This window comes from Vagococcus sp. QWL-13, from assembly GCF_058683555.1.
Genome location: NZ_CM178746.1, coordinates 2,253,051 through 2,279,555, shown reverse-complemented (window position 1 = coordinate 2,279,555; position 26,505 = coordinate 2,253,051). Strand labels below are relative to the sequence as shown.

Sequence of the window (26,505 nt, the reverse complement as noted above, 5' to 3'; positions counted from 1 at the left end):
AATGGTCAATACATTTATTTTTGAAGAAAAAAATTACGAAGCGGATAAGCAACAATCAAAAGCGGCTGTTTTTTCTGTTGGCAATGGCTTCTACGGATGCCGCGGCTTTCATGAAGAAAGTCAGGAGCCTCTGACGAGATTAGGAGGGATTTACCAAGCTGGTCTCTTTGGTCAGGGTGTCCATGAGGCTTATGATGGTTCTTTAATTACTGAGTTGTTGAATACCCCAAATGTGTTAAGGGTTGAAATTGTTGCTGACGGGGAAAGGATTGATCAGACGAACTGCAAGGTTAAAAATTTTTATCAACGACTAGACATGGCGAATGGTCTTTACCAGAGAGGCTATACAGCGGTGTTAAGCTCTGGTAAAGAATTGAAAATCAAATTTGAAAGATTGGCCCATTTGACCGAGTACCATCTTTTAGGTCAACAGATTGTTTTTGATTCTTCAGATGACATCAGTCTTCAACTTACCACTTTTTTAGACGGTGATGTTACTAACCTTAATTTGGAAAGTACAGAACCGTGGCCGATACAGCCTGGTCGACGGCATTTAAGCCTGATCGAAAGTCAGCCTAATCTTCTGCACTTACAGGGAGATTATCAAAATTTGCGCTTATTGCAAAAATCAAGGGAATGGCTGTCTAATGCGGATCATAAGTGTATTTCCCTTTATGAAAAAGATGCTTTAGCACCGGCAAATCAATATTCGTTTGTTTTATCTTCAAAAAAATCAGTGATTTTCCAACGAATAATTGCTTCGACTAATAATGCTGAAGAAGCAGATTATTTGGACACTGTTGACCAGTATTTAGACGGGGTCAAAGATTATGCCACATTAAAGTGTACTCAATCAGACGCGTGGCAAGCTGTCTGGAAAAATTGTGATGTCCGGTTGAAAAATAATGATTCAATGCAAATAGCTTTGCGGTATAATCTATTTCAGTTATATTCATCAGCGCCGCGTCACACTGACGAATTGAGTATAGGCGCGCGTGGTTTAACTGGTGAGATGTATGAAGGATGTGTTTTTTGGGATTTGGAAATCTTTAAATTTCCGTTCTTTTTATACCAATTTCCTCAAGAAGCAAAAAAATTATTGCATTTTCGTTATCATACATTACAAGAAGCAAAAAAACATGCTAAAAGAAATTTATTTGATGGTGCTTTTTTTCCTTGGCAAGTGTCAGCTCAAGGGGTGGAGCAAACTCAGAAAAATGTTGGAGCTTATTACGCCGTCCATATTGTTGCAGATATTGCTTATGCCATTAATAAATACATGAGAGTAACAAATGATCAAGCAGCTTTAAAAGAGTTTTTGGCAGAATTATTAATTGAAACGTCAAGGTTTTGGGTATCACGCGTTTCTTTGAGTGTTGAAAATAAAGGGTATGAAATTTTAGCAGTCAGAGGCCCTAATGAGTATGATGTTATTGTCAATAACAATTGCTATACTAATACGATGGCTGCTGAAAATCTCTCTGTTACGGTTGAGTTATTGAGCCGGCTGTCAGCCGACGATCCGGTCAGTTTTCGAGAATTAACAGAGAAAACAGGGTTGACGATTCAAGAATTGGCTAACTTCGAATCTGTGGCTGAAAACATCTGGATTCCTTACGACATGAAAGAAAAGTTGTATCTGGAAGATGAGAAGTATCTAGCCCGGCGGCGAGTGCCGATAGCTCTGTTGAAACCCGGCGCAAAAAGGGTGGTTGATTCAACATTACCATATGAGGCACTGTCTCTTTATCAGATTACAAAACAAGCAGATATTGTCCAAATGATGAACTTGTTACCAGAAAATTATACTTTCAAGGAGAAGCAGGATAATTTTAATTTTTATTTAGAACGCACGGCTCACGATTCCTCCCTTTCTATTTGCGGGTATGGTTTGATGGCGGCTCGTTTGGGAGATGACCAGCAATCTAAAGAACTTTTCACTAAAGCCTTATACTTTGATATGGAAGACCGCTTGTTAAATACTATCAGCGGACTCCACTATGCTAATTTTGGCGGCGTCTGGCAAATTGCCACGACTGGTTTTTTAGGGATTGAAGTTTCTGTCGAGCATCTTAGTTTTTATCCGTATCTGCCCAACTATTTAGAGGAACTTTCTACTCAAATTTACTATTTAGGCAATCAATTGATAATCACGCTAACCAAAGAATGTTTTACCCTTCAGATTGACAATTTTCAAACACCCTGCCAGATAGAGATAAAGCGAAAAATTTTCCACATCGCCGGACCGGAAACAATAACCGTTGAAGAATCCTAGGGTCTATTAAGATGACTAGCTGAATCTTCCGGAAAATATATGATGAGTTGATTACTAATAAAATCGAACAACAAGGAATACTTTCAATGAGAAGCATTAAAACAAGCTGATAATAAATATACGTTCGCAAATAAACACTCTAAAACCTGAATGTATCTAAGGTTTTAGAGTGTTTATTTATGCATTGAAAACTTTTGTTAGGCGGGACCTTGGGAGCTGCTTAAACTGATGCTGATTTATTAACTAATTCGATTACTGCACCTATCGAGGCAATTAAGTTGCCACCAAAATTTTGACTAATCTGAAATCAACACGTAAAACATGTTGGATATCTAAAAAAAGGGTGAAGCTCGAAACATAAAGTATGTCGCCTTACAGTGAATGATTGATTCCTCGTTTGTTAACCTTTGATTTCATGCCAGTTTTTGCGGTAGGTACTAGGCGTTTGGTGGTAAAAACCGGCAAAAAAACGATTGAATGAGCGCAGAGAGGTAAAACCAGCCTCCAAAGCAACATCAATAATCGGAACTTCAGTTTCCCGTAATAGTCGGCAAGCGTGATCTCCGCGAAGTTGATTAAGATAATTTCTAAAAGAAATCCCTAGTTTTTCTGAGAAAACGCGGGACACAGTATATTCGCTACAGTTAACTGCACCAGCGATTTCTTTAAGAGTCAGCGGTTCGGTATAACGAGCCGATACATACTGGATGATTTGAGATAATAACGGTTCATTTGGCTGGACCGTACGAGGTTTCAAATCCAGCTGTTCAATTATGAGGGCGAGCAGCAGGTGGGTGTAGGCGTTGTCCAGCAATTGAGAAGCTGAGGCTTCAATCAGAAAATAATCAAAAATCATATGGAAGTTCTTTAGCTGGTCTCCCGCTTTAAAAATAAACTCTTTAGGAATCATCTGGGTAAAAATTTGACTGAATTCTGGCACTCTTCTCAAGTTAAAAATAGAGATGACCGATTTCCCGCAAGTTTCATCAGTATAACCGTGAATCACATTTGAAAAAAAGACCCCGATTTCACCTTGCTGAAGTCTGCACTTTTTATTTTCATAGATAACCGTGATAGTTCCTGCAAAACAATAAATAATTTCCACCTCGTGATGGAGATGAGGGGGAAAACTGAAATTTTTGGAAAAAAAGACACGTTGTTTTTTTTGTTCAGGTTCAAAAAAAATAGTCATTTGATTTCCTCCTGCGCAATATTTGGCTGCTTTTTATCTTCTTTTGGCAAGTGTATCCGCTTTTATCATGCTATCATCAAGGCGTATAAAAGTAAACAGGAGATGAGGCAATGAAGAAAAAAGCGATTATTATCGGATATGGCGGAATGGGAAAGTGGCATCATGACGCTTTGTCAGCAACGGGATTGATCGACGTGATAGGAGCTTTTGATATCAGAAAAGAAGTCAGAGAAGAAATTGAGCAAAAAATGACGATATATGCTTCTTTTGAAGAAGTGCTGGCGAGTGAAGCCGATTTGATTATAATTGCCACTCCCAATGATTCACACAAAGCTTATGCGCTAGCTGGCTTAAAATCAGGGAAACATGTGGTCTGCGAAAAACCAGTGACACTGACCTCTAAAGATTTATTGGAAATTGAAGAGCAGGCCCGGTGTTCAGATAAAATTTTTACAATCCACCAAAATAGACGTTGGGATACGGATTTTAGAATCGTGAAAAAAATTCTGTCAGACAATTTGATTGGGCAGCCCTATTTTATCGAAAGCCGAGTCAACGGTTCCAGTGTTTTCTTGCATGGCTGGCGTGATTTTAAAATCAATGGCGGAGGAATGTTGTATGACTGGGGTGTTCATTTGATTGATCAGATTTTACAGCTGACTTCGGCAAAGCTGACAGGTGTGACTGCACACATCCGAAATGTTTTTTCTGAAGAAGTCGATGACAATGTAAAGTTGTTTTTAGAATTTTCTGATGGTTTAAGTGTGGTCTTGGAAGTGGCGACCAATTGCTTTATCCCATTTCCCCGATGGCATCTCTCAGGAAAATCGGGAACAGCTATTATTGAAAACTGGGATTGTGATGGGAAAATCGTCCACTTGGTAGAGGGGGATACTCCAACTTGGGCAAGTGAAATCGTTTATACGGCGGCAGGCCCCACTCGAACTATGGCACCCCGGGCAAAGTCAACTATACAGGAACAATCTCTGCCGGAATTAGAAGATAGCAAACAGATGAAACAAACCAAATTTTATTCAGCAGAAAAGTTTTACGGTAACCTTGTTAAGGTCATGGATGGGGAAGAAGAAGCAATTGTGAAAATATCAGAAGCTCTAAAAGTTCTTAAAGTGATTGAGGCAGCTTTTTTGTCTGCTGAAAAAAAACAAACTATCGCGGTCGATTTTTAATGGAAGGGAGAAATCTTATGAAAAAAGCATTAATTATTCAAGGTGGCTGGGAGGGGCACGAACCGGCGCTTGTCAGTCAACGATTCAAAAAAATGTTGGAGAAAGAGGAAAACTGGCAAGTACAAATCGAAGATACTCTTGAGTGTCTGGAAGATTATGATTGGCTGGATTCCCATGATCTTTTAGTCCCCTGTTGGACGATGGGGGAAATCACTTCCCAACAGTCGAAAAATGTTTCCCGAGCAGTGGGGCACGGTATGGGATTGGCTGGTTGTCATGGTGGGATGTGTGATTCTTTCCGACAGGATACTGAATGGCAGTTTATGACGGGCGGTCAGTGGGTATCACATCCCGGAGGTGACGGGATTCGTTATCAAGTGAATATTTGCCATGGTTCCAGTCCGATTATCGAAAATTTAACCGATTTTGAGGTTTGCAGCGAACAATACTATGTTCACGTGGATCCCGCTATTGAAGTACTGGCTACAACCCGTTTTCCTCATCTCGAAGTTCCTTATTATCATGTATCTAATAAACCTGTAGACGTACCAGTGGCTTGGACTAAATTCTGGGGCAATGGTCGGGTATTTTATCAATCTCTGGGGCATCAGGATAACGTTTTTGATCATTCGCCTATGGCTGCTGAACTGATGAAAAATGGTTTGTTATGGGCAGGGGAGAGTCGAGACTTCGTGCGTCAAAACCAGTTGAGTGCAGACCGATTTAAAAACGACGCTAAGATGTATTAAAAAATCCATATTTAAAATTAGGAATAGGAGAAAGATATGAAGAAAAAAGGTGTGGCCTTTATAGGAGTCGGAGATATCAGCGGGATCTATCTGGAAAATTTGACAGGAAAATTCCAAGATGAGATAGAAATTGTGGGACTCTGCGATTTGATTCGCAGCAAAGCGGAACAAGCTGCAAAAAAATTTAATATAAAGAAGATTTATGCAGATATGTACGAAGCATTTCAGGACGATGCTGTGGATATTATTTTAAATTTGACTCGTCCCAACGAGCATTATGGTGTCACAAAAGCGGCCGTATTGGCTGGAAAATCTGTATACTCGGAAAAACCGTTAGCTACTACTTTATCTGATGGGCAAGAGTTGCTTGAGATGGCTCAAAAACATGAGGTGGCTGTTGGTGGTGCACCGGACACGTTTTTAGGAGCGGGGATTCAAACCTGTAAAAAAATTATTGATGCAGGGATGATTGGCGAGCCGATTGGATTTAGAGCATCTATGATTAATCGCGGACATGAATCATGGCATCCCGGACCTGAATTTTATTATCAACAAGGGGGTGGGCCTATGTTGGATATGGGCCCCTATTATGTCAGTGCTTTAACTCATCTTTTAGGCTCAGTGGCGTCTGTCAGTGCCATTACCAAAAAGACTTTTGCTCAGCGGCTGATTACCAGCGACCCCTTAAAAGGAAAGAAAATTGAAGTGCAGGTCCCGACTTATTATATGGGAATTTTACAATTTGTCTCTGGTGTTACAGGTGAGTTGTTTACTACATTTGATTGTTTCGAAGAAGAACAGTCAGCCATGACAATCTATGGTTCAAAAGGGACTCTGCGACTTCCTGATCCTAATACATTTGACGGTCCGATTTATCTTTTAACGGCTAATGAGTCCTCTTATAAACAAATGCCCTTGTTGTTTGAAAACAAGGAAAACTCTCGCGGTCTAGGAGTAGTTGAGATGGCTCGAAATTTAGGGGAAAAAAGCCGTTTTAGAACAGATATCCGGCAAACTTTTCATGTCCTTGAAGTATTGAGTGCTTTTGAACAGAGCAGTAACGCCAGTCAACCGATAGATATCATGTCTAAGATTTAAGAAGAAAAGGAAGTTAAAAATCTATAAATTTTTAGAAATAAAGAATATCGACCAACATCTTTAAAAAGATACTTGGACGATATTTTTTTGCGTATTGAAAGCCTCTCAATAAAGGGCGATTTTCAATATATGCTAAAAGGACAGATAAATCATTTTTAGATTCATCTGTCCAACAAGTTATCTTGTCAGATATTCTTGATAAAATTTTAAAATATGAAGAAAGCATTGATATAGTACTTTATAAAAGTTTCGTTTATTCAATTAAGCTGGATATAACATTCTTTAAAAAACCAAATTAGAACGATGGAATTAGTGAAACGCCCTCTTCTTCTACCAGAAACTTGCGTACTGGTTCGGAAGTGATTGATTTGATCAACACTTTGATTTTTTCAGAATCAATGTTATCTTCTCTCGCTGCGACACTAATAGCAAAATGATTGTCATTTGGTGTTTCCAAGAACATAGCATCTGCCGGTGTCAGACCGATTTTCGTTAAATAAGTAGGATAGTTGTAGACCAGCACGATGTCTTTTTCATCATAAGCTGAAGCCAAATTTAATAAATCTAATTCAACAAACTCAAATTGGCTAGGATTTTCGACAATATCTTTCACTGTAGCGTTAAAGCCGACACCGTCTTTTAATTTGATTATCCCTTTATCATCTAAAATCGCCAGAGCACGTCCTTGGTTGGAAGCATCATTAGGGATAGCAATTTTGCCTCCTTCCGGCAATTCTTCAATTGTTTTGTAGTCTTTCGAATAAAATCCGACTTTCGCATCGTAAACTTTTTGTGCGATTACTAAGTTTCCATCATGAGCTTTATTAAAATCATTCATGAAAGGTTCATGTTGGGAGAAATTGGCATCCACTTCCTTATCGTTCAACAAGGTATTGTACTGCACATTGTCGTTGACACGTACCATTTTGATTGTGTATCCGTCTTTTTCAGCTGTCTCATTAGCAATTTTCAGGATTTTTTCAGCAGAATCCAATGCTGAGGCAACTGTGATCACCTTGTCATCTTTTACGCTACTGCTGGAGCTATCCGTGCTTTTATCAGCTTTAGATGCTGCACCACACGCTCCCAACAATAAAACCATCCCTGTCAATGCCAGACCTGCTAACCATTTTTTCATTTGAATTCTCCTTAAAATATTTTTCGTTTATCTAGATGATTAGCTAAAAGCGTCCCCGTTGTTTGAATCACTATGACGCTTATAATCATCACTACAATCGTTGTATACATTAATTCGTACTCATAGGATTGATAACCGTAGCGAATGGCAAAGTCGCCAATTCCTCCACCACCGACCACTCCCATGATAGTTGAATACGAAACCATCCCAATGGTGACCGTTGTAAATCCTAAGACTAAACTCGACCTTGCTTCCACATACAAAAAATGAAAAATCAATTGCCAAGTGGTTGCACCTAATGATTTAGCAAGTTCCAGTGTTTCGCGCGGAACATCCAATAAAGCTTGTTCAGCCATTCGCGCATAATTGGCAGTTGCAACAAAACATAGTGGAAACGCCGCTGCCATTGTTCCGAAAGAGGTGCCTAAAACAAAACGGGTAAAAGGAATAATCAACACCACAAAGAGCAAAAAAGGAAAAGAGCGAACAATATCTACGAAAAGATTGTTTAGCCGGCTAAACATCAGTAACGGCTTGCTATGGAAAAAATGAATCCTCTGCAAAAATAACATGGTCCCCATGGGCAGCCCAATCAGCAGTGCAGCACTCATTGAAATCAGAATCATCACCAGTGTTTGGCTCAAGGCCACCAGCATTTCACCTTGGTAGGCTTCCATAATTGATAAATAATTATTCATACCAAATAGTCCATTGCTTTCCGGTAGTAGGAAGTTTCGGAATTGACTACCTGATTTTTAGTTACATCCACAACAGCTAAAAGCTGGCCTTCTTCCATAATAGCGGCCCGATCGCACCATTGCTTAATCAATCCCAGTTCATGACTGACAAAAACAATCGTTGTACCAAATTCTTCTTGTGTTTTTTTTAGCAGTTTCATCACTTCATGACCATTGTGCTCATCCAATGAAGAAGTCGGCTCATCGCAAAGTAGAATGGTCGGTGCTGTCGTCAAAGCTCGGGCAATCGCCACCCGTTGTTTTTGTCCGCCGCTTAATTGACTAGGATAGTTGTCGATATGTTCCAGCATTCCTACAAAGGTCAACATCTCTTTGATTTTATGAGTTTCTTTTTTTCCTTGTACTTTTAAAGGTAATCCTACATTCTGACCAATCGTCAAGTTTTGCAATAAATTAAACTGTTGGAAGATCATTCCGATTGTTTGTACCTTTTGACGGCGTTCTTTTTTACCGACATCATTTAAAGAATCACCGTCAATCAAAATTTCTCCTGCAGTGAGCTCGTCTAAACCATTGATCAGCTTTAATAGAGTAGATTTTCCTGAACCGCTGGTCCCCACAATTCCAAAAAATTCATGCCGATTGATTTTCATAGAAATAGCTTTCAGCGCTTGAATTTTTATTTTCTTTTGCTTAAATTCTTTACTGACTTCTTTTATTTCAATCAAACTTATCACCCTAGGCGCAATTTTTTCGTTCAAGGCGTCCCCTGTAACATGCTCTATACTAATAGATTTCACAAATTTAGCAAAACTTCACGGCTGAATTTCTGCTTTATTTTATTTTATATTTTGATTTAAAATATGGGAGATATTGATATCACGCTTTTTAAACCGCTTTTCCAGAATCGGTAATCAGGAACAATATTGTACAAATGCGCTACCTATGTGAAATATCATGCAGAATTATCAAATAATAGCTCAGGATTTTTAAAGTCGTTAATTGTAAAATTAACTTTGGGAAATAGAAATGGCTAAAAAACACTATTTCTAAAAAGTACAAAAGCCTCTAACATAAAACTTATAGCTTGGATACTCCGAAACTGATTAGGAGAATCAAAACACAGTTTGTAAATCACAATTACCTATTTGATAAAGTTGGCTCGCATAATATGTCTAAAAATAACGATATTAGCGCCTAAGAAAAGTATGTAATACTTTTTGATATTTTTTTCGCTCATGGATCCTATGGCTAACTTAATTTGCTAAAAAATATAGTAAGCATCGTTAAAAAAATAACCGTATTATGAATACGTGCTGTTGTAAAATAGGTTAGATATAAATATTAAGGAGTGGATGATGATTGAAATCGAATAAATTTGACTCTATTCTTGCCGTTGGAGAAAAGAAATTTCGAGCAAGAATGAGGAAGAGCGGAAAGCATTGGGTTATTAGAGGAGCATTATTTGGGACTCTTTTGCTTGGTGGCTTAATGTTTAGTGAAACAGTGCAGGCATCAGAATGGGCAGCTAATTCTCCAGAATCAATTATTCAAAGGATTAAGCCGGAAGAAAAACAAATCACAATGATTGAGGGAGATACTGTTTACAATATTGGTGTGGCTATCAATCTTAAAGGCCCGATGTCGTTGTTGCCTGTCTTGATAGGCTTCTTTAGAAACAGTTAAAATAGTTAGATCAGGGTCTATAATTCTTAGTAATTTTTTGATATCATGTGTCATAGCATATAGTTCTCCTTACTGTTTAGGTTAGACGCTTTAATAGTAACAGAAGAACTATATGTTTTTTTATTTAATACAAAAAAATGGGACTGATGAATCAATTTTTGATTCATCAGTCCCATAAATTATAGAGCCCTTATTGTTGGTGTTAGGAACCTCAATAATACATGAAATTTGGCTATGGCGTTATTTTTTGCTTCAAGTTGGCAACTTGTTTGTAAAATCTGTCACTAAAAAACAATTTTTAAAAAAAGATAAGCAATAGGAGTTCTGATATTTTGTCTATAGTTGCACAAGAATGCATTTTGTTTTATTATATAGATAGTCATATTTCTTAATAAGAAAAGAGGGAGATGTTTTGACAAAAAAACCGTATGGTACAGTTTTGATTAGAGGTGTGAAGATTCTAGATTATTTAGCAGATTCTGAGGTAAATAAAAATTTAACAGAAATTTCTCTGCATACTCAAATGACAGCTTCAACTACCTTGAAAATTTTAGACACATTGTTAATGATGGGGATTGTTTCTCGTGATGATGTAACAAAAGAATATGGGCTAGGGCCGCGACTAGTAAAATATGCTAATAAGTATGTAAATGATTCATTGTTGTTAAAGGCAGCATTGCCACACTTAAAACAATTGAATGATGAAGTTAATGAGACGGTCCATTTAGGTATACAATATCAAAATGAAGTGATGTATTTAGAAAAACTTGAGCCTAAAAATCAAACTATTTTTATGACGTCTAAAATTGGTATAACTCGTCCGTTGTACAGTTCAGCGATGGGGAAAGCTATTTTAGCAAAAATGGACCGAAGATCAGTAGAAAACTATATAAATCAAACTGACTTCATCAAACATACTGGGAAAACTATTACTGATGAAGACAAATTGTTAGAAGAATTAGAAGCTGTGAAGAAACAAGGAGTAGCTTTTGATGATGAAGAGATGGAAAATGATATCTTTTGTATTGGTACGGCTGTCGATCTAGGTGATAATCAATACGGGGCAATTAGTATAAGTATGCCTAAATATAGAGCATCATACAGTAGAGTACAAGAATTGGTTTCTTTAATTAAGGTAACGAAGGGAAAAATAGAATCTGAAATGGGGGGAAAGTAAGATGGGAATCAAACTGTCTATTATTTCAAAAGAGGGGGAAGTAAAAGCTGATCTAAGTGGGAAACGATCTGCTTCAATTGGTTACAAAGGTGAATATAATGAGGGAGACCAAATTGTTGTTGAGATTGACAAAGCTCCTGCTTATATAGTTGCAAAGCTAGATGGGTCTATAAGTGAAAGCCTAGTCTACATGCCAGAAAATAAATGGGTTTATAATGTTATTACCGAAACTGAGGATACAGCATTTAATCCCAATGTTTTTAAAGGTGTTCGTCATGCGTTAGCTGTTCGATATGCCAAAGAATTTGAAATTGCCGCATATAGAAATCTGGCTTTCAATGCACATGATCAAAAAGATTTCAGTGGTGTTTATCCTCACGCAACTGCAAATATAGAGACACGAAATGATAGTACGTTCTTCGCTATTAATGCCATAGATGGTGTTTTAGCTAATGATGATCATGGCAGCTATCCTTTTCAGTCTTGGGGAATTAATCAAGATCCAAAGGCAGAGCTGAGAGTAGATTTTGGCAGAACTGTATTGGTTGATTCGATAGGTTTAGTTTTGCGGGGAGATTATCCTCACGACAGTTATTGGACAGAAGGGACATTCAGATTTTCTGATGGCAGTAAACTGGTCGTTCAATTAGAGAAATTAATGGAAGAACAAGTCTTTAATTTCCATGAAAAAGAGATTGAATGGCTAACTTTTTCAGATTTAATTAAAGCAGAAGATGATTCACCCTTTCCTGCTTTGACACAACTTTTGGTGTACGGAAAGAATAAGTAATTTCTAAAAGCATCTATTTATTCGGAGAACATTTGCTCTTTGAATACTACAGATGCTTTTTCTTGATTAAAACGAATCGTTGAATAGCAGTTACAAAATATCTGACAATCTTTCCCTTGAAAATAAAATGATCTAATAGTATAATCTAGTTGTGTTTCTTTTTAAGAAAACAAAATTTCTTATTTGGAAAAGGAGAAGATGTAAAAATGAATATTGAAACAAGGTATGCACAAAGTCCTGACGCGATTAGACATTTTTCTACAGAGCAACTAAGAAAAGAATTTTTAGTTGAGAAGGTGTTTGTTCCCGGAGAGATTTCCCTGACATATACCCATAATGACCGTATGATTTTTGGTGGTGTGACCCCTACGACAGAAACACTTGAAATTGTTTTAGATAAACAGTTAGGTGTTGATTATTTCTTAGAAAGACGTGAACTGGGAGTCATCAATATTGGAGGACCTGGCTCCATTACTATTAACGGAAAAACAGAGCCGATGAAAAAACAAGATGGTTACTATATTGGCAAGGAAACAAAAGAAGTGTTGTTTCAGTCAGACGATGCGGGTAACCCTGCAAAGTTTTATGTGGTGTCTGTTCCTGCACATAAAATTTATCCTAATGTGAAAATAAGTATTGATGAAATTACACCTATGGAAACTGGTGAACCGAAAACATTAAATGAACGGAAAATTTTCCAATACATCCATCCAAATGTATGTGAAAGTTGTCAATTACAAATGGGCTATACTATCTTGGAAGAAGGCTCATCTTGGAATACAATGCCGGCTCATACTCATGAAAGAAGAATGGAAACTTATTTATACTTTGATATGGATCCTGATACTCGTGTTTTCCACTTTATGGGTAAACCTGATGAGACGAAACATTTAGTGATGGGGAACGAACAAGCCACCATCTCACCAAGTTGGTCTATTCATACTGGGGTAGCTACGGCAGATTATACATTTATTTGGGCAATGTGTGGTGAAAACATTACTTATACAGATATGGATATGATCGATATGAAGGATCTTAAATAGAAAAGGAGAAAAATATGTCTGAATTTAATATGGATTCATTTCGTCTAGATGGTAAAGTGGCCTTAGTCACCGGTGGAGTGTATGGCATCGGCTTTGCGATAGCATCGTCTTTACATAAGGCAGGTGCAAAAGTAGTTTTCAACAGTAATGCTGAAGAATCTGTTGCAGAAGGTTTAGCATCTTATAAAGAGGCAGGTATCGACGCTAAAGGGTATGTGTTTGACATTACAGATGAGCAAGCTGTTGCAGAAAATATTGCACGCATTGAAGAAGAAGTAGGGGTCATTGATATTTTAGTTAATAACGCTGGAATCATAAAACGTATTCCAATGTTAGAAATGACCGCTGAAGATTATCGTCAAGTAATTGATGTAGATTTAACAGGGCAATTTATCATGGCTAAAGCCGTATTACCTTCGATGATCAAAAAGGGACATGGGAAAATAATCAATATTTGTTCGATGATGAGTGAATTAGGTCGTGAAACTGTAAGTGCTTATGCATCTGCAAAAGGCGGATTGAAAATGTTGACAAAAAACATTGCCGCAGAGTTTGGCGAGCATAATATTCAGTGTAACGGTATTGGACCGGGATATATAGAGACTCCTCAAACCGCACCTATTAGAGTCGACGGTCATCCTTTTAATCAATTTATTATTGATAAAACTCCAGCGGCACGTTGGGGTAGAACTGAAGATCTAGAAGGACCGGCAGTATTTTTGGCATCTGATGCTTCGAATTTCGTCAACGGGCATGTTTTATATGTAGATGGCGGTATTTTAGCGTCAATTGGTAAACAACCAAAATAATTTAAAATTAAAGGAGAATAGCAAGCTATTAAAGGTTGCTATTCTTTTTTATTAATGTAGATGGAGAGGTCGAAGGAAACGTGTTTAGTCATTTGAACAAAACAGATCGATACATATTAATCTGTAGTTTTTTTATATTTTTTGTTAATGGCTTATATGCCATGGTGTTCGGTTCATTACTGCCTTTATTGAGTGAATCATATCAGTTGAGTGATACCGTAAGTGGGGCATTGATTTCAAGTCATCAGCTGGGTAATTTGATTGCTAGTTTTATTGCAGGCGTATTACCTGTTTATTTAGGTAGGAAAAATTCTATTTTGTTTCTTAGTAGTTTTGCTGTATTAGGATTTTTATTAATTATCACAACAGGACAACCTTGGCTGCTTTTGCTGGCATTTTTCTTTACAGGAATTAGTCGAGGGAGTATCTCCAATTTTAATAATAAGACAGTCAATGACATTACTGGAAGTAGTCCCTCTGCATTAAATTTACTTCATAGTTTATTTGCTGTAGGAGCCTTATTATCACCTTTTTTAGTCATTCTAACAAGCAAGATTTTTGGTGATAAGGGCTGGAAAGTATCAGGAATAGTCATAATTTTTCTGATCATACTTTCAATAATTTTGTTTTCTCAAATGAAAATTACAGATGAATCGCCTAAAGAAAAACATGAACATGATAAGACAGCTGGGTTAGCATTTTTAAAAAGTCGCGTATTTTGGAATGCAAGCGTGATATTGTTTTTTTATGTTTGTGCGGAAGCTGCTATTACTGGCTGGTTAGTGAAATATTTCGTGGATGCTGGGATAATGGGAATCACAGAAGCGCAAGTCCTGTCATCTGTATTGTGGATAGGAATTTTAATTGGTCGAATAGGTATGGCCTTGTTCGGCATGAGATTTCCAAAAGGGAATGTGTTAACTTTAATTAGTGCTAGCACTGCATTTTTCTATATATTCCTATTGACTGCCACTAGCTATTCAATAATTTTGTTTTTAGTGTTAGGTTTAGGTTTTTCTATGGGTGGCATTTATCCTACAGCTATTACAATTGCCGGAAGAGATATAAAAGATTACCCAATGGCTATGGGTTGGCTGCTTGTAATGGCGGGTATGGGTGGTATTTTGATGCCAATAATCACAGGTTTCTTGTCATCAATGTTTGGTATATTAGCGGGAATGGCAGCAATTGTAGTAGCAATTATCATCATGGTACTAGGTGTGGTTTTTTATGCTAGAAGTTAGTATTTATAGCTAATTGATTTGAGAAAATAAAGTGACAGTAATTTTTAAAAATTTATTTATGGTAATTAGGATAAGTATAAAAGAGGTGGAAAGACAGTGACAAAAAAAACAGATGTAATGCTTGTGGGAGAACCCATGATTCTTTTCATTGGGCAAGAAGAAGCACCTATTGGGCAGACTGTAAAATTTGAACGTGCAATCGCTGGAGCAGAGTTAAATGTTGGGATAGGGCTTTCCCGTTTAGGGTATAAGGTTAGTTATTTAACTAAACTTGCCGAAGATGAATTTGGAGAATATATTATTGATTATTTACACAAAGAGCAACTAAATACAGAACATATTAAATTCATTAAAGACGGTAGAGTTGGGATTATGTTCAAAAATAAAGTAGCAAAAGGTGACCCAAGTACTCTTTATTATAGGAAACATAGTGCTGCTTCGACAATGTCAGAGCAGGATGTATCTACGATTGACTTTTCAGAAATCAGACTTTTACATGTAACGGGAATTTTTCCAGCATTAAGTCAGGATACAAGAAATGCGATGATTTCAATGGTGAAGAAAGCAAAAGAATCAGGGTGCATAGTTTCTTTTGATCCTAACCTGCGTCCTTCTTTATGGGATAATCAGGAAGAAATGATAAGCGTGCTCAATAAAATAGCTGACTACTCTGATATTGTATTGCCAGGTGTATCCGAGGGAGAAATCTTGACAGGAAAAAAAGAAATTTCTGAAATTGCTCAATTTTACTTGGACAAAGGGGCAAGTATGGTTGTGATCAAAGATGGGAGCCGAGGCGCCTATGTTCAAACCACAGACGAGCTTGGGAAACATATCAAAGGGTATCCTGTTGAAAAGGTTATTGATACAGTTGGGGCAGGTGACGGTTTTGCAGTTGGAATTATTAGTGGACAATTGGATGATTTAGATGTAAGGACCATTGTAAAACAAGCGAATGCAATAGGAGCGATGCAAGTTCAACATATCAGTGATAATGAGGCTTTACCAGATAGAAATAAATTAGCTCAATTTATGAAAGAGCATGAAAGTAAATAGAGGAGAAAACAAATGGCACAAAAATTTAATTCTAAAAATGATTATATAGTTGGTTTAGAGAAAATTATAGGTGCATTTGAAAACTATTATAACGCCGATCTTCCTGGTCATCTGAAATTCGGTGAGAGTGGTTCTGTTTACAATGAAGGAACGAGACAGGCTGAAGGTTTTCTAAGAACATTGTGGGGCTTAGGCCCACTGTTTACTTCAAAAAGAGACGAGAAATTAGTGAGCTTTGTTAAAGAAGGTATCGTTGCAGGAACAAATCCAGAACACCCGAGCTATTGGGGAGAGCCATCAGATTATGATCAACTTATTGTTGAGATGGCAGCCTTAGCTACTACTTTATTGCTGACTAAAGAATGGTTGTGGGAGGGATTGACTGAAAAGGAAAAAGACAACCTTTACCAATGGTTAAACACTGTAAATCATCGTGTTTTCAGTCAAAATAATTGGTTGTTTTTCAGAGTACTAGTCAATGTTTGGTTTAAAAAAAGTGGACAACTTTGGGATAAGAAAATGGTAGAAGAAGATTTAGAGAAAATTGAATCATTTTATATTGGGAATGGTTGGTATTACGATGGACGGCCTTCTCAAACAGATTACTATATTTCTTTTGCGATCCATTATTACAGTTTGATATATTGCAAATTTATGGCGGATGATGATCCAGAGAGAGTGTTAGTGTTTAAAAATAGAGCAATTGAATTCGCCCAAACATTTAAAACATGGTTTGATGATCGTGGAGAGGCAATTCCTTTTGGACGCAGTTTGACGTATCGTTTTGCTCAGAGTGCATTTTGGTCTGCCTTGGTTTTTGCTGATGTAGAAGCTCTACCATGGGGAGAAATTAAATGGCTGGTGGGAAAGAATATGGAACGTTGGTTTGAGCATCGTATTTTTTCAAGACAAGGTCGTTTGACCATAGGTTATCACTATGAAAATCTTGTGATGGCAGAAGGATACAATGCGCCGGGCTCTCCATATTGGGCTTTAAAAACATTTTTGCTTTTAGCCTCACCAGAAAATCATCCTATTTGGTCAACTGAAATGATTGAACCGATTTATGATAGAGATCGCACATTGATCAAAGAAGCCAATATGTTAATGGTAAGAGGGAAAAATCACTTACAAATGTTCCCTGCTGGTCGAATGGAATCATATCAAGCACACAGTGATGCTAAATATGCCAAACTCGTATATTCAACAGTTTTTGGTTTTAGTGTCAGCAAAAGTGAAAGGCTTTACACACAAGGAGGTTTTGACAATGTCTTAGCTGTTTCAGAAGACGACTCATTTTATCGCACACCATTTAAAGTGACGGAATCATTTGTTTCCGAAAACGAGGCTGTAACTGTGTGGCATCCATACAGAGATGTTACAGTCAAGTCTAGGGTGTACCCGTTAGATTCTTCGTGGCACATACGAATTCACGAGATAGACTCGGGTAGGGAACTTATAGTCAGGGACGGAGGCTTCTCAATTCCATTTGATCGATATCAAGAATTCATACAGACACCCAGTGAAGTTTCTTACAAAAGTGATGTTGGAGTAAGTAGTATTTTTCCGATTCATGGTTATGATAAATGCGAACTAACCATTGTGGAACCAAATACTAATTTGTATTTTGAATTAAGTGCGCATCCCTCAGCGAAAGCTAACTTACAAGTAGGCAAACATTATTTAATAAGTTTAGTAGGAGGCGAACCTAAAATTCATTCTAAATACGAAAATAATTTATCTAGACCTCAAGTAGTAATGGTTGAAGGAGGAATAAATATTATATTTGATGAAAAAAGCAAATTTATAAAATTGTGATCAATTAAATAGAACTGTAGCAAAGATAGACTTATTTGTCTCATGGTTTGCAAAACACCAGATGAGCTTTCTGTAAACTCATCTGGTGTTTTAGGCATATATTACAAATGTTTTCAAATTAATATAGCTATCAGTGTTGCTTATTTTTTGATATCTGTAAGTGGCGCTGTGGAGTCTCTAATTACTAATTCCGTATTTAAGAGAATCCGTCTACTAATAGAAGAAGAATTAATTTGTTCATGTAAAGTTTCAACCCCGATTTCTCCCATTTCTTCTGTAAAAGCTTTGACGGTGGTAAGAGCAGGGGATACGTATTGAGAAATTGAGATGTCATTGATCCCCATGACACTTATATCTTCAGGAACTAGAATGTTATGTTCTTTAAGTGTATTGATAATTGAGATTGCGACAGAATCGTTTAAACCAAGGATAGCGGTTGGGAAGTTTCCCTTCCATTTCCTTAGCGCCTCAAGAGTCAGCTCTTTTCCGATTTGTATATCAATATCATGTTGATCCTGAACAAAAAAATATTCTTCCAGAAAAAGACCTTCATGCTTCATAATATCCAAATAAGTCAATATTGTAGGAGTTTTAAACTTTCGATAGCCATACATATTTTCGCTTTCTTCTCCACCGATAAAAGCGATTTTTGTGTGTCCTAAACTGAATAAATGATTAAGTGCTAATTCAGTAGCATGAGAAAAATCAGTATTGACTGAATTAAAATTTTCCAATGGGAAATTTGTTCCTATCACACATACGTTCGTATGAAGCTCCCGAAACTTTTTCAAAGAGTTTTTATCAAACTTTCCAATCGCTATGATCCCTTCTAACGAATTGACAATATCTTCATTAATCTTAGAAAGTTTGATAATTGAATAACCTAATTCTGCTGCTTTATTTTCAACACCGAAACGGATAGACATATAATAAAGGTCGTCTAATTCCTCATTATCTGATCTCCATTGGATTATCCCAATAGATTTACTGAAAAAATTAGAGAATTGAGATTTTCTTAAAGATAACTCTTCCTGATCTTTCTTTTTCTTTTTAACTTTATATTTTGTATAATTTAAATTTTCCGCAGCTTCAAAAATTTTTCGTCTAGTTTCTTCAGTAACTGACAATGTCTTATCATAGTTTAGTACCCTAGAGACAGTTGCTATAGAAACATTTGCTGCTTTCGCTATATCAGTAATAGTTGCCATAATTTCACCCCTTTCTGATAGCTTTGAATTAATTGTAACATTTTTTACCAAAAAAAACTCAATTAGCAGTAAAACATCAAAAAAGAACACTATAAAAGAGGATTATTTTACTAATCATACTTTAAGGATGTTAATTCTGGAAAAAATTGAGAAATATTACTATCTTGAAAATGTCTTAATTGTAACAACCTTCAAATGATTAAAAAAAAGTTATTTTTTATAAATAATAAGACTCCTTATATTTTACTAAATAATCTGTGAATCGTAAATATAATTTAAGCAAAAGGTAAAAGATTTGCTTCTTAAATAGAGTTTCTGAGCAACAATTTTATTTTCTATGTTGCCTCATCAATCATCGCTTGTTCATTATTCGATCCTTATTTAATTAGGTGTTGTCATCAGAGCGTATCTATTAATAAGATCAGACGAATTTTAGATAAAAACAACAGAGAATATGACAATCATGGTATAGGGAATAAAATTATATTACTTTTCAAATCAAATAAAAGCGCTGTCTGTTGTCCGCTTTATATTGCTGTTTTGACATAAGATTAGCAGCTAAGAAATGAAAAACAAATTAAACTTAGAAAAGGTATTGACAAACTTCTAAAATTTGGTAAAATTTTAGTTAAAGAAAGCGGTTGTATTGGGGTGATTATAGTAAAAAATAAGATGGTGTTCATGATCATTTTATGCTTCTTTGTATTCAGTGGATGTCAATCTAATGAAAAAGAAAATATTGATTTATTCGACGAACAGACCATAACGGGACTGAAAGAAAAGGCTAAAACTTACTCAGACAATGATTATTTAGAAGGTAAAGTACCTAATAATGAGTATATAAGACTGACGGGCAAAATTATTGAAACCGATGGTGAAGAGAGGAAAGTTGTTTTAGGTGATCGTTTTGTTCTTAAAACGACCGGAAACAAATATCATGTTATAAATAATCAAGAGACGGAGTTGTTTGTTGGAGACAACGTTGTCGTTTATGGTGAATACTATGGTTTAATCAAATGCTATGAAGTAGAAATTAATTAAAATTGGAAGGATTTTGGATAAATGAGGACAAATGGGAAACGTAAGGCAAAAGGATACTGGGTTAAGGAAGAAATTGATTTTTCGATTAAAAAGATAACAGAAAATCAGTTGAATTTTTATACAAAAGTTCCGCCCGCCGCAAGCGAAAATCTGATATACATACCAGAAGATAATGTGGACTGGACGTCTAGTTTTTGGTTAGGTATGCTATTTTTGGCTAAAGAACTAACTGAGAGTTCTCAATTTGATGAGATAATACATTCTCAAATGATGTCTTTTAAAAGAAGGCTTGATCAAAGGATCGAATTAGAACATCACGATATCGGTTTTCTTTATAGTCTGTCTGCCGTTGCTGATTATAAAGTCAATAAAAATAAAAAATCTCTAGAAATGGCAATCGAAGCAGCTGATTTATTGGCAGAAAGATATAGCGAGAAAGCTGGAATTATTCAAGCTTGGGGAAACTTAGATGATCCTTCGGAAAGCGGAAGAATGATCATCGATTGTCTGATGAATTTACCATTGCTATATTTTGTTGCTAATCAAACAGGAGAATCCAAATATCGAGACATTGCCTATCGACATGCAAAGCAAACTCAAAAATATATAGTTAGAGATAATGATACGACATTTCATACTTATTTCTTTGATGTTGAGACAGGAGAGCCGCTTCATGGAAAAACAGCACAGGGATACTCGGATGATTCTTGCTGGGCTCGTGGTCAGGCTTGGGGAATTTACGGCTTTGCTCTGAGTTATGTTTATACTGGAGATTATAGCTTCTTGGAAACTTCAAGTCGATTAGCAAATTATTTCATTGAAAAATTACCTAGCGATTTGATATCGTATTGGGATCTTGTATTTGGAGAAGGCAGTAATCAACCGAGAGATACTTCTGCAGCGGCAATAGCTGCATGTGGTTTGCTTGAGTTGGCCTGTCACCTACCTTTGCTAGATCAAAATAAATGTAAATATGAGACCATAGCTTTCCAGATTTTAGAGAATTTATCTAAAAGCTACACTACAATAGAAAATCCAGAGTCTAACGGCTTATTAAAGGAAGGAGTGTATAGTTATCCCATAAATCGAGGTGTCGAAGAATGCTTGATATGGGGGGATTACTACTATTTAGAAGGGTTAACTCGACTCTCCAAAAGCTGGAATAGATATTGGTAAAATATAATTGAAGGAGTGTAAAAAAATGAAGAAATCAATCAAAAGAATGTTAGTTGCCGCATCAGTACTTGGTTTAGTATTAGCGGGATGTTCTGCAGGGGATTCGGGAAAAGACGATAAGAGTTCATCATCTAGCAAAGATGTTGAAGAATCCAAAGAACTATCCGTCTCTGTGTGGGGATATGATGCAAATCCGGAATTTGACGCTATCATCAAAGCATTCGAGGCTGAGAATGCAGATGTAAAGGTGAAAGTAGTTGACATTGCAGCTGAAGATTATGAGAATAAAATCACAACAATGTTATCCGGTGGGGACAAAACAGATGTACTAGCCATGAAAGATGTGGGCAGCTACACTAACTATGCGAATAAAGGGCAGTTAGAAGATTTGACAGATAGTGTTAAATCCGTAGAGGATCCAGAAAGCTATAAAGGAACATTGGATGGGTATAAACTAGAAGATGGCAAGTATTATGCAATGCCGTTCCGTAAAGATATCTATTTCGTTTTTTATAACAAAAAAATGTTTGATGACGCCGGTATCGAGTATCCGGAAAAACTTACTTGGGATGAATATGAGAAGCTAGCAGAAAAATTGACCACTGAAAAAGATGGTAAAAAAGTTTATGGGGCTTACCTGCACTCTTGGAATGGGCTAATTCAAGCAACGGCAGCTGTCCAAACTGGGCACAGTAACTTAGACGGTGAGTACGGTTACTTTAAAGATTACTACGACCGTGCTTTGCGTATGCAAGAAGCTGGTTTTTCAATGGATTATTCAACAATAAAAACTACAAAAACAACTTACTCCTCTGTTTTTGAAACAGAGCAAACAGCCATGATGCCAATTGGAAGCTTCTATATTGGTAAATTAATTAATTCAATCAATAGTGGAGATACAAGTGTTGATTGGGGCATATTCCCGTTACCTCAAAATGATACAAACAAGATTATTACTTACGGTGGGCCAACAGGCTTTGGGGTAAGCAAAAATTCTGAAAACAAAGAATTAGCTAGGAAGTTTGTTGAATTTGCAGCAGGCCCAGGCGGAGCGAAAGCGGTTGCGGGTGTAGGGATGACAACTGCCTATCAATCGGATGACGTGCTGGATGTTTTATATAACCTTGATGGTATGCCTCAAGATGAGACATCTAAAGCAACATTAAAACCTGATGTGAACGATTTTGAACTTCTTCCAAGCAAAAATGCAGCAATTATCAATCAAATTTTGAATGAAGAACATGAATTAATCATGGTAGGGGACCAGACACCAGAAAAAGGTATCGCCAATATTGAAAAACGTGTAAAGCAGGAAATTGAGTAGTTACTTTAAGTAGCACTTACTCATCTATGTAAGTGCTACTTAACTATTTTCAAGGGAGGTAGTAGTAGGTTTACTACAAAAAATATGGCAGAAATTAAAAGAACTCCACCCAATAAATTAAGACGTCGTAATACATTGATTGCATGGTCGTTTATTTTTCCCAATTTTGTTGGTTTTTTTATATTTACTTTGATCCCAGTACTATTTTCATTTATTTTAGCGTTTATGAAATGGGACTCCTTTAATACACCAGAATTTATTGGATTTAAAAACTTTGTTCGGATGATGAATGATGAGACGTTTTGGATATCGTTGAAAAACACTTTTCTGTATACAATAGGAGTAGTCCCGTTAACTTTAATATGTTCATTAGGGTTGGCCATACTGTTGAATAATAAGATCCGAGGGATCGGTTTCTTTAGAACGGCCTTTTTCTTTCCCTATGTAACATCATTGGTGGCAATAGCAGTTGTTTGGAATATGCTTTTTCACCCAACAATGGGCCCTGTTAACCAAGTATTAAAGCTGATTATGTCTAATCCGCCAGGTTGGACGTCGAGTTCTGATTGGGCGTTGTTCGCCGTAGTCATTGTAAGTGTTTGGCGTGGGATGGGCTACTATATGATTCTTTACTTGGCAGGTTTACAAGGTATCCCACGTGAACTATATGAGGCAGCTTCAATGGACGGAGCAAATAAATGGAAGCAATTTATGAATATAACCATCCCTTCACTAAGACCTACAACATTCTTCGTGCTGGTCATGCTGATTATTAACAGCTTCAAAGTATTTGATCTCATTCAAGTGATGACTGATGGAGGACCAGGAAGATCAACCAACGTCCTTGTGTATCAAATATATAATGAAGCATTTGTTAAGTTTAATTTTGGATATGCTTCGGCTATCGCTCTTGTACTGTTTGTAATCGTTTTAGGTATCACTGTACTCCAATTTAAATGGAATCAAAAGCAAGAGAGAGCTTAGAAAGGAGAGAGACAATTGGAAGCAAAAATGTCAAAAAGAAAAGAAAAAATGACAGTGAAGCAAATAATTATCTTCCTGTTTCTAACCATTCTTTCTGTATTGGTCTTGGTACCTTTTATTTGGATGTTGTCATCCTCTGTTAAATTAAATAACCAAGTATTTACAGTCCCTATCCAATGGATACCTAAAGAATATCACTTTGAGAACTACTCGCAAATCTGGAAAACTATACCATTGCTGACTTTTTTTAAAAATACTCTATTTTTAAGTGTCGTCATCACTCTTATTCAGCTGTTTACTAGCAGTTTTGCTGCATATGGTTTTTCTAAATTAAGTTTTAAAGGCAGAGATACATTGTTTTTAGCTTATATTGGAACCATTGCTGTGCCTTGGCAAGTATATATGATTCCCCAGTTTATTATGATGCGCCGCCTTGGATTGACAGATAAGTTATTATCTTTAGTATTGATGCAAGCCTTCAGTGCCTTTGGTGTCTTTTTGCTTAAACAATACTATTCCAGTATTCCAGACGAGCTGAGTGAAAGTGCCAGAATCGACGGACTGAGTGAATGGGGGATTTATCGACGGATTATCTTGCCGCTAACGAAGCCGGCTTTGGCAAGTTTGACGATCATTACATTTGTCAATACATGGAATGATTATATGGGGCCGTTCATCTATTTAACAACGACAGAAAAAAAGACCATCCAACTTGGATTGAAGATGTTCGTGTCACTCTATGATGCAGAATATGCATTGATCATGGCAGCTTCTGTGGTCTCAATCTTACCTGTGGCCATCTTATTTTTATCCATGCAAAAATATTTTGTTGAAGGCATTGCTACTTCAGGAATGAAGGGATAACCGTGTTTAAAAAACAAAGTTACGAAGAAAATGTATATATGAAAATTTTCAATTATCTGTATATTTTTTTAATGTTAAATGTCCTTTTTACTGTGACAAATATACCATTTTTTTTAACCACTTTATTTTTGGCTATTGATGTACGCAATATTTTTCCGTTTCTATTGTCCACTATCCCTTTTGGAGCTGGCATCATAGGGATAGTGGGGACAATAGATTATTTTTATCAAAACGGAAACGTTCAACCGATTAGCCAGTATTTTAAAGTAACCAAACATTTTTGGAAGAAGGGTTTGATTTACTGGGGATGTTGCTTATCTATAAGTGTGATTTTAATTATAGATATACTGTTCTTCGTAAAGACGGATGTTGGCAAGGTAGTAATCCCAGCTTTTATCCTGCTGGCCTTTATAGTGGTAAGCACATGTTTGACCTGTTTTTACTTTCAGGTGCGCAATCCAAAGCACAGTATAGTTGATGTAGCAAAGCTATCCTTTTTCATTGCTTTAAAAAAATGGTATATTTCTATCTTGAATGTCGTGTTGTTTATTGGTTTGTTAAGCTTGATGATTATTAAGCCGCAGTTTGGCTATATCGTAGCCCCCTCTATTTTTGGCTGGTTACTCTATATAAATTGTAAAAATTTGTATAAAGATTCTCAATCTCAAATATAAGCAGGTTATTAGACTGTAAGCTAAGGTTATTGAAAGTTTCGATGGTTAAGTAAGATTAAGGATAATCTAGCCTCCCGCCTGAAGTACCAGACAAAAATTGTGAGTGGATTGGTATCAAATCACTAAATCTTCCATCCAGCTATCTTCCAAAACATTATAAAAGGTGTTTTCGAAAAAACAAGTGGCCGTTCATCAGCTAAGTAAAGGAAGCTTTCATTTTAACTTGTCCCAAATCTTGACATAGGAACAATAACTATGAGAAATCGTATGATTCTTTGGACACAGTTTCTCTCTCCCCATTTGAAGCTTTTGTGGTTGAAGTGGAGTGGTAGTTAGGGACTCAATCATTGTATTTTTCGACTAAAAATATGTTTGAGGAAAATTTATTTTCTTTTAATAAAAAACAACACACAACTATATATAGTGTTTATTCTTATAATTAACGCTATATATAGTTGTTTTTTTGTTTGAGATGTTTTATGATAGTAAAGCAAGGAACAATTTGCTTTTTTAATTAGCATAAATGTTGAAACAAATGAAAGAAGCGGTGATTTGATTTGAATTTTTATGGACTGCAAAAGTTAACATTGCTTGATTATCCTGACAAGGTGGCTGCAACAGTATTTACTGGAGGATGTCCATGGCGCTGTCCTTTTTGTCACAATGCAGATTTGGTTTTTCTGCCGAAGGGAATGAAAACGATTTCCTCGGATGAGGTGCTCCAATATTTAGCGAAACGTTCCAGTATGCTGGACGGGGTATGTATCAGCGGCGGAGAACCTTTGCTCCATAAAGAACTGGAGAATTTTATCCGCCAATGTAAAGAACTTGGCTTATCGGTGAAATTGGACACGTGCGGTTGTTATCCTGAACGGTTAAAATCTTTAGTTGAAAAAAATTTGGTAGATTATGTGGCGATGGATATCAAAAATAGTCCTGACCGATATGGGGAGACGATAGGGTTAGCGAAGGCGCCCCTTGATAAGATCAGAGAAAGTATTGATTTTCTCAAGCAGGGAATTATTTCCTATGAATTTCGTTGTACCATAGTGGCGGAGCTGCATCAGGAAAAAGATATCCGCCAGCTGGGAGAATGGCTTTCAGGAAGTCCTGTCTGCTATCTTCAAAAATTTTTAGACAGTGGAAATACCATTCAACCGGGACTTCATCCATGCAGTGACGAAGAGATGAGAGAGTTTCAAAAAAATTTGCAGCAATATATAACAAAAGTAGAATTACGCGGAGTTGATTAAGTGTTGCCAAATTTTTAAGAT

24 protein-coding genes are annotated in these 26,505 nt (G+C 36.6%); 19 read left to right on the top strand and 5 right to left on the bottom strand.

Features of this window, described 5'->3' with window-relative positions; translation table 11 throughout:
* Position 1 precedes the first annotated feature (1 nt).
* Positions 2 to 2,275: a glycoside hydrolase family 65 protein gene (locus AC4PHI_RS10655; protein ID WP_492199845.1), complete on the top strand. Its 2,274-nt coding sequence runs from the start codon at positions 2 to 4 to the stop codon at positions 2,273 to 2,275.
* A 400-nt stretch (positions 2,276 to 2,675) separates the two neighbouring features.
* Here AC4PHI_RS10655 and AC4PHI_RS10650 read toward each other — a convergent pair whose 3' ends face one another.
* Positions 2,676 to 3,467 (bottom strand): helix-turn-helix domain-containing protein, encoded by a 792-nt coding sequence (locus tag AC4PHI_RS10650; RefSeq protein ID WP_492199844.1) that lies wholly within the window; start codon positions 3,465 to 3,467, stop codon positions 2,676 to 2,678.
* 110 nt (positions 3,468 to 3,577) lie between these two features.
* Here AC4PHI_RS10650 and AC4PHI_RS10645 point away from each other — a divergent pair, with 110 nt between their 5' ends.
* From AC4PHI_RS10645 to AC4PHI_RS10635, 3 genes are read left to right on the top strand one after another with little or no spacing between them, the layout of a single operon-like run.
* Positions 3,578 to 4,654, top strand: coding sequence for a Gfo/Idh/MocA family protein (locus tag AC4PHI_RS10645; protein ID WP_492199843.1), 1,077 nt, complete (start codon positions 3,578 to 3,580; stop codon positions 4,652 to 4,654).
* Between the two features lie 17 nt (positions 4,655 to 4,671).
* A complete protein-coding gene (locus AC4PHI_RS10640) occupies positions 4,672 to 5,403 on the top strand; it encodes a ThuA domain-containing protein (protein WP_492199842.1) in 732 nt (243 codons plus the stop codon).
* Between the two features lie 36 nt (positions 5,404 to 5,439).
* Positions 5,440 to 6,501: a Gfo/Idh/MocA family protein gene (locus AC4PHI_RS10635; protein ID WP_492199841.1), complete on the top strand. Its 1,062-nt coding sequence runs from the start codon at positions 5,440 to 5,442 to the stop codon at positions 6,499 to 6,501.
* A 295-nt stretch (positions 6,502 to 6,796) separates the two neighbouring features.
* Here the strand turns inward: AC4PHI_RS10635 and AC4PHI_RS10630 are convergent, their stop codons facing one another.
* From AC4PHI_RS10630 to AC4PHI_RS10620, 3 genes are read right to left on the bottom strand one after another with little or no spacing between them, the layout of a single operon-like run.
* Positions 6,797 to 7,639, bottom strand: a complete 843-nt coding sequence (locus AC4PHI_RS10630; RefSeq protein WP_492199840.1) for a MetQ/NlpA family ABC transporter substrate-binding protein — start codon at positions 7,637 to 7,639, stop codon at positions 6,797 to 6,799.
* Positions 7,640 to 7,650: 11 nt separating this feature from the next.
* Complete coding sequence (locus AC4PHI_RS10625) at positions 7,651 to 8,337, bottom strand: methionine ABC transporter permease (RefSeq protein ID WP_492199839.1); 687 nt, start codon at positions 8,335 to 8,337, stop codon at positions 7,651 to 7,653.
* Positions 8,334 to 9,098: a methionine ABC transporter ATP-binding protein gene (locus tag AC4PHI_RS10620; protein WP_492199838.1), complete on the bottom strand. Its 765-nt coding sequence runs from the start codon at positions 9,096 to 9,098 to the stop codon at positions 8,334 to 8,336. The genes AC4PHI_RS10625 and AC4PHI_RS10620 overlap by 4 nt, the downstream gene beginning before the upstream one ends.
* Positions 9,099 to 9,699: 601 nt before the next feature.
* On the opposite strand from AC4PHI_RS10620, the gene AC4PHI_RS10615 reads away from it, so the two are divergent.
* The 8 genes from AC4PHI_RS10615 to AC4PHI_RS10580 all read left to right on the top strand — a co-directional run bounded on the left by AC4PHI_RS10615 (position 9,700) and on the right by AC4PHI_RS10580 (position 17,960).
* Positions 9,700 to 10,023: a KxYKxGKxW signal peptide domain-containing protein gene (locus AC4PHI_RS10615; RefSeq protein ID WP_492199837.1), complete on the top strand. Its 324-nt coding sequence runs from the start codon at positions 9,700 to 9,702 to the stop codon at positions 10,021 to 10,023.
* A gap of 412 nt (positions 10,024 to 10,435) precedes the next feature.
* Positions 10,436 to 11,200, top strand: coding sequence for an IclR family transcriptional regulator (locus AC4PHI_RS10610; protein WP_492199836.1), 765 nt, complete (start codon positions 10,436 to 10,438; stop codon positions 11,198 to 11,200).
* A 1-nt stretch (position 11,201) separates the two neighbouring features.
* The gene (locus AC4PHI_RS10605; RefSeq protein ID WP_492199835.1) at positions 11,202 to 11,990 is read left to right on the top strand and encodes a hypothetical protein; all 789 of its coding nucleotides are present in this window, start codon (positions 11,202 to 11,204) and stop codon (positions 11,988 to 11,990) included.
* A gap of 206 nt (positions 11,991 to 12,196) precedes the next feature.
* A complete protein-coding gene (gene kduI / locus AC4PHI_RS10600; RefSeq protein ID WP_492199834.1) occupies positions 12,197 to 13,033 on the top strand; it encodes a 5-dehydro-4-deoxy-D-glucuronate isomerase in 837 nt (278 codons plus the stop codon).
* A 14-nt stretch (positions 13,034 to 13,047) separates the two neighbouring features.
* Positions 13,048 to 13,842 (top strand): gluconate 5-dehydrogenase, encoded by a 795-nt coding sequence (locus AC4PHI_RS10595; protein ID WP_492199833.1) that lies wholly within the window; start codon positions 13,048 to 13,050, stop codon positions 13,840 to 13,842.
* A gap of 80 nt (positions 13,843 to 13,922) precedes the next feature.
* Complete coding sequence (locus AC4PHI_RS10590) at positions 13,923 to 15,086, top strand: MFS transporter (protein WP_492199832.1); 1,164 nt, start codon at positions 13,923 to 13,925, stop codon at positions 15,084 to 15,086.
* Between the two features lie 96 nt (positions 15,087 to 15,182).
* A complete protein-coding gene (locus AC4PHI_RS10585) occupies positions 15,183 to 16,142 on the top strand; it encodes a sugar kinase (RefSeq protein ID WP_492199831.1) in 960 nt (319 codons plus the stop codon).
* A 12-nt stretch (positions 16,143 to 16,154) separates the two neighbouring features.
* The gene (locus tag AC4PHI_RS10580; RefSeq protein WP_492199830.1) at positions 16,155 to 17,960 is read left to right on the top strand and encodes a DUF2264 domain-containing protein; all 1,806 of its coding nucleotides are present in this window, start codon (positions 16,155 to 16,157) and stop codon (positions 17,958 to 17,960) included.
* A gap of 140 nt (positions 17,961 to 18,100) precedes the next feature.
* Here AC4PHI_RS10580 and AC4PHI_RS10575 read toward each other — a convergent pair whose 3' ends face one another.
* Complete coding sequence (locus AC4PHI_RS10575) at positions 18,101 to 19,168, bottom strand: LacI family DNA-binding transcriptional regulator (RefSeq protein WP_492199829.1); 1,068 nt, start codon at positions 19,166 to 19,168, stop codon at positions 18,101 to 18,103.
* 681 nt (positions 19,169 to 19,849) lie between these two features.
* Here AC4PHI_RS10575 and AC4PHI_RS10570 point away from each other — a divergent pair.
* The 7 genes from AC4PHI_RS10570 to AC4PHI_RS10540 all read left to right on the top strand — a co-directional run bounded on the left by AC4PHI_RS10570 (position 19,850) and on the right by AC4PHI_RS10540 (position 26,484).
* The gene (locus tag AC4PHI_RS10570; protein ID WP_492199828.1) at positions 19,850 to 20,209 is read left to right on the top strand and encodes a hypothetical protein; all 360 of its coding nucleotides are present in this window, start codon (positions 19,850 to 19,852) and stop codon (positions 20,207 to 20,209) included.
* Positions 20,210 to 20,230: 21 nt separating this feature from the next.
* A complete protein-coding gene (locus tag AC4PHI_RS10565) occupies positions 20,231 to 21,385 on the top strand; it encodes a glycoside hydrolase family 88 protein (RefSeq protein WP_492199827.1) in 1,155 nt (384 codons plus the stop codon).
* Positions 21,386 to 21,410: 25 nt separating this feature from the next.
* Positions 21,411 to 22,709 (top strand): ABC transporter substrate-binding protein, encoded by a 1,299-nt coding sequence (locus AC4PHI_RS10560; protein WP_492199826.1) that lies wholly within the window; start codon positions 21,411 to 21,413, stop codon positions 22,707 to 22,709.
* A gap of 84 nt (positions 22,710 to 22,793) precedes the next feature.
* The gene (locus AC4PHI_RS10555; RefSeq protein WP_492199825.1) at positions 22,794 to 23,693 is read left to right on the top strand and encodes a carbohydrate ABC transporter permease; all 900 of its coding nucleotides are present in this window, start codon (positions 22,794 to 22,796) and stop codon (positions 23,691 to 23,693) included.
* A gap of 48 nt (positions 23,694 to 23,741) precedes the next feature.
* Entirely contained in the window at positions 23,742 to 24,557 is an 816-nt protein-coding gene (locus AC4PHI_RS10550; RefSeq protein ID WP_492201584.1) for a carbohydrate ABC transporter permease, read from the top strand.
* A gap of 2 nt (positions 24,558 to 24,559) precedes the next feature.
* On the top strand, positions 24,560 to 25,231 hold the full coding sequence (locus AC4PHI_RS10545) for a DUF624 domain-containing protein (RefSeq protein ID WP_492199824.1): 672 nt from the start codon (positions 24,560 to 24,562) through the stop codon (positions 25,229 to 25,231).
* A gap of 557 nt (positions 25,232 to 25,788) precedes the next feature.
* Positions 25,789 to 26,484, top strand: a complete 696-nt coding sequence (locus AC4PHI_RS10540; protein ID WP_492199823.1) for an anaerobic ribonucleoside-triphosphate reductase activating protein — start codon at positions 25,789 to 25,791, stop codon at positions 26,482 to 26,484.
* Positions 26,485 to 26,505 lie beyond the last annotated feature (21 nt).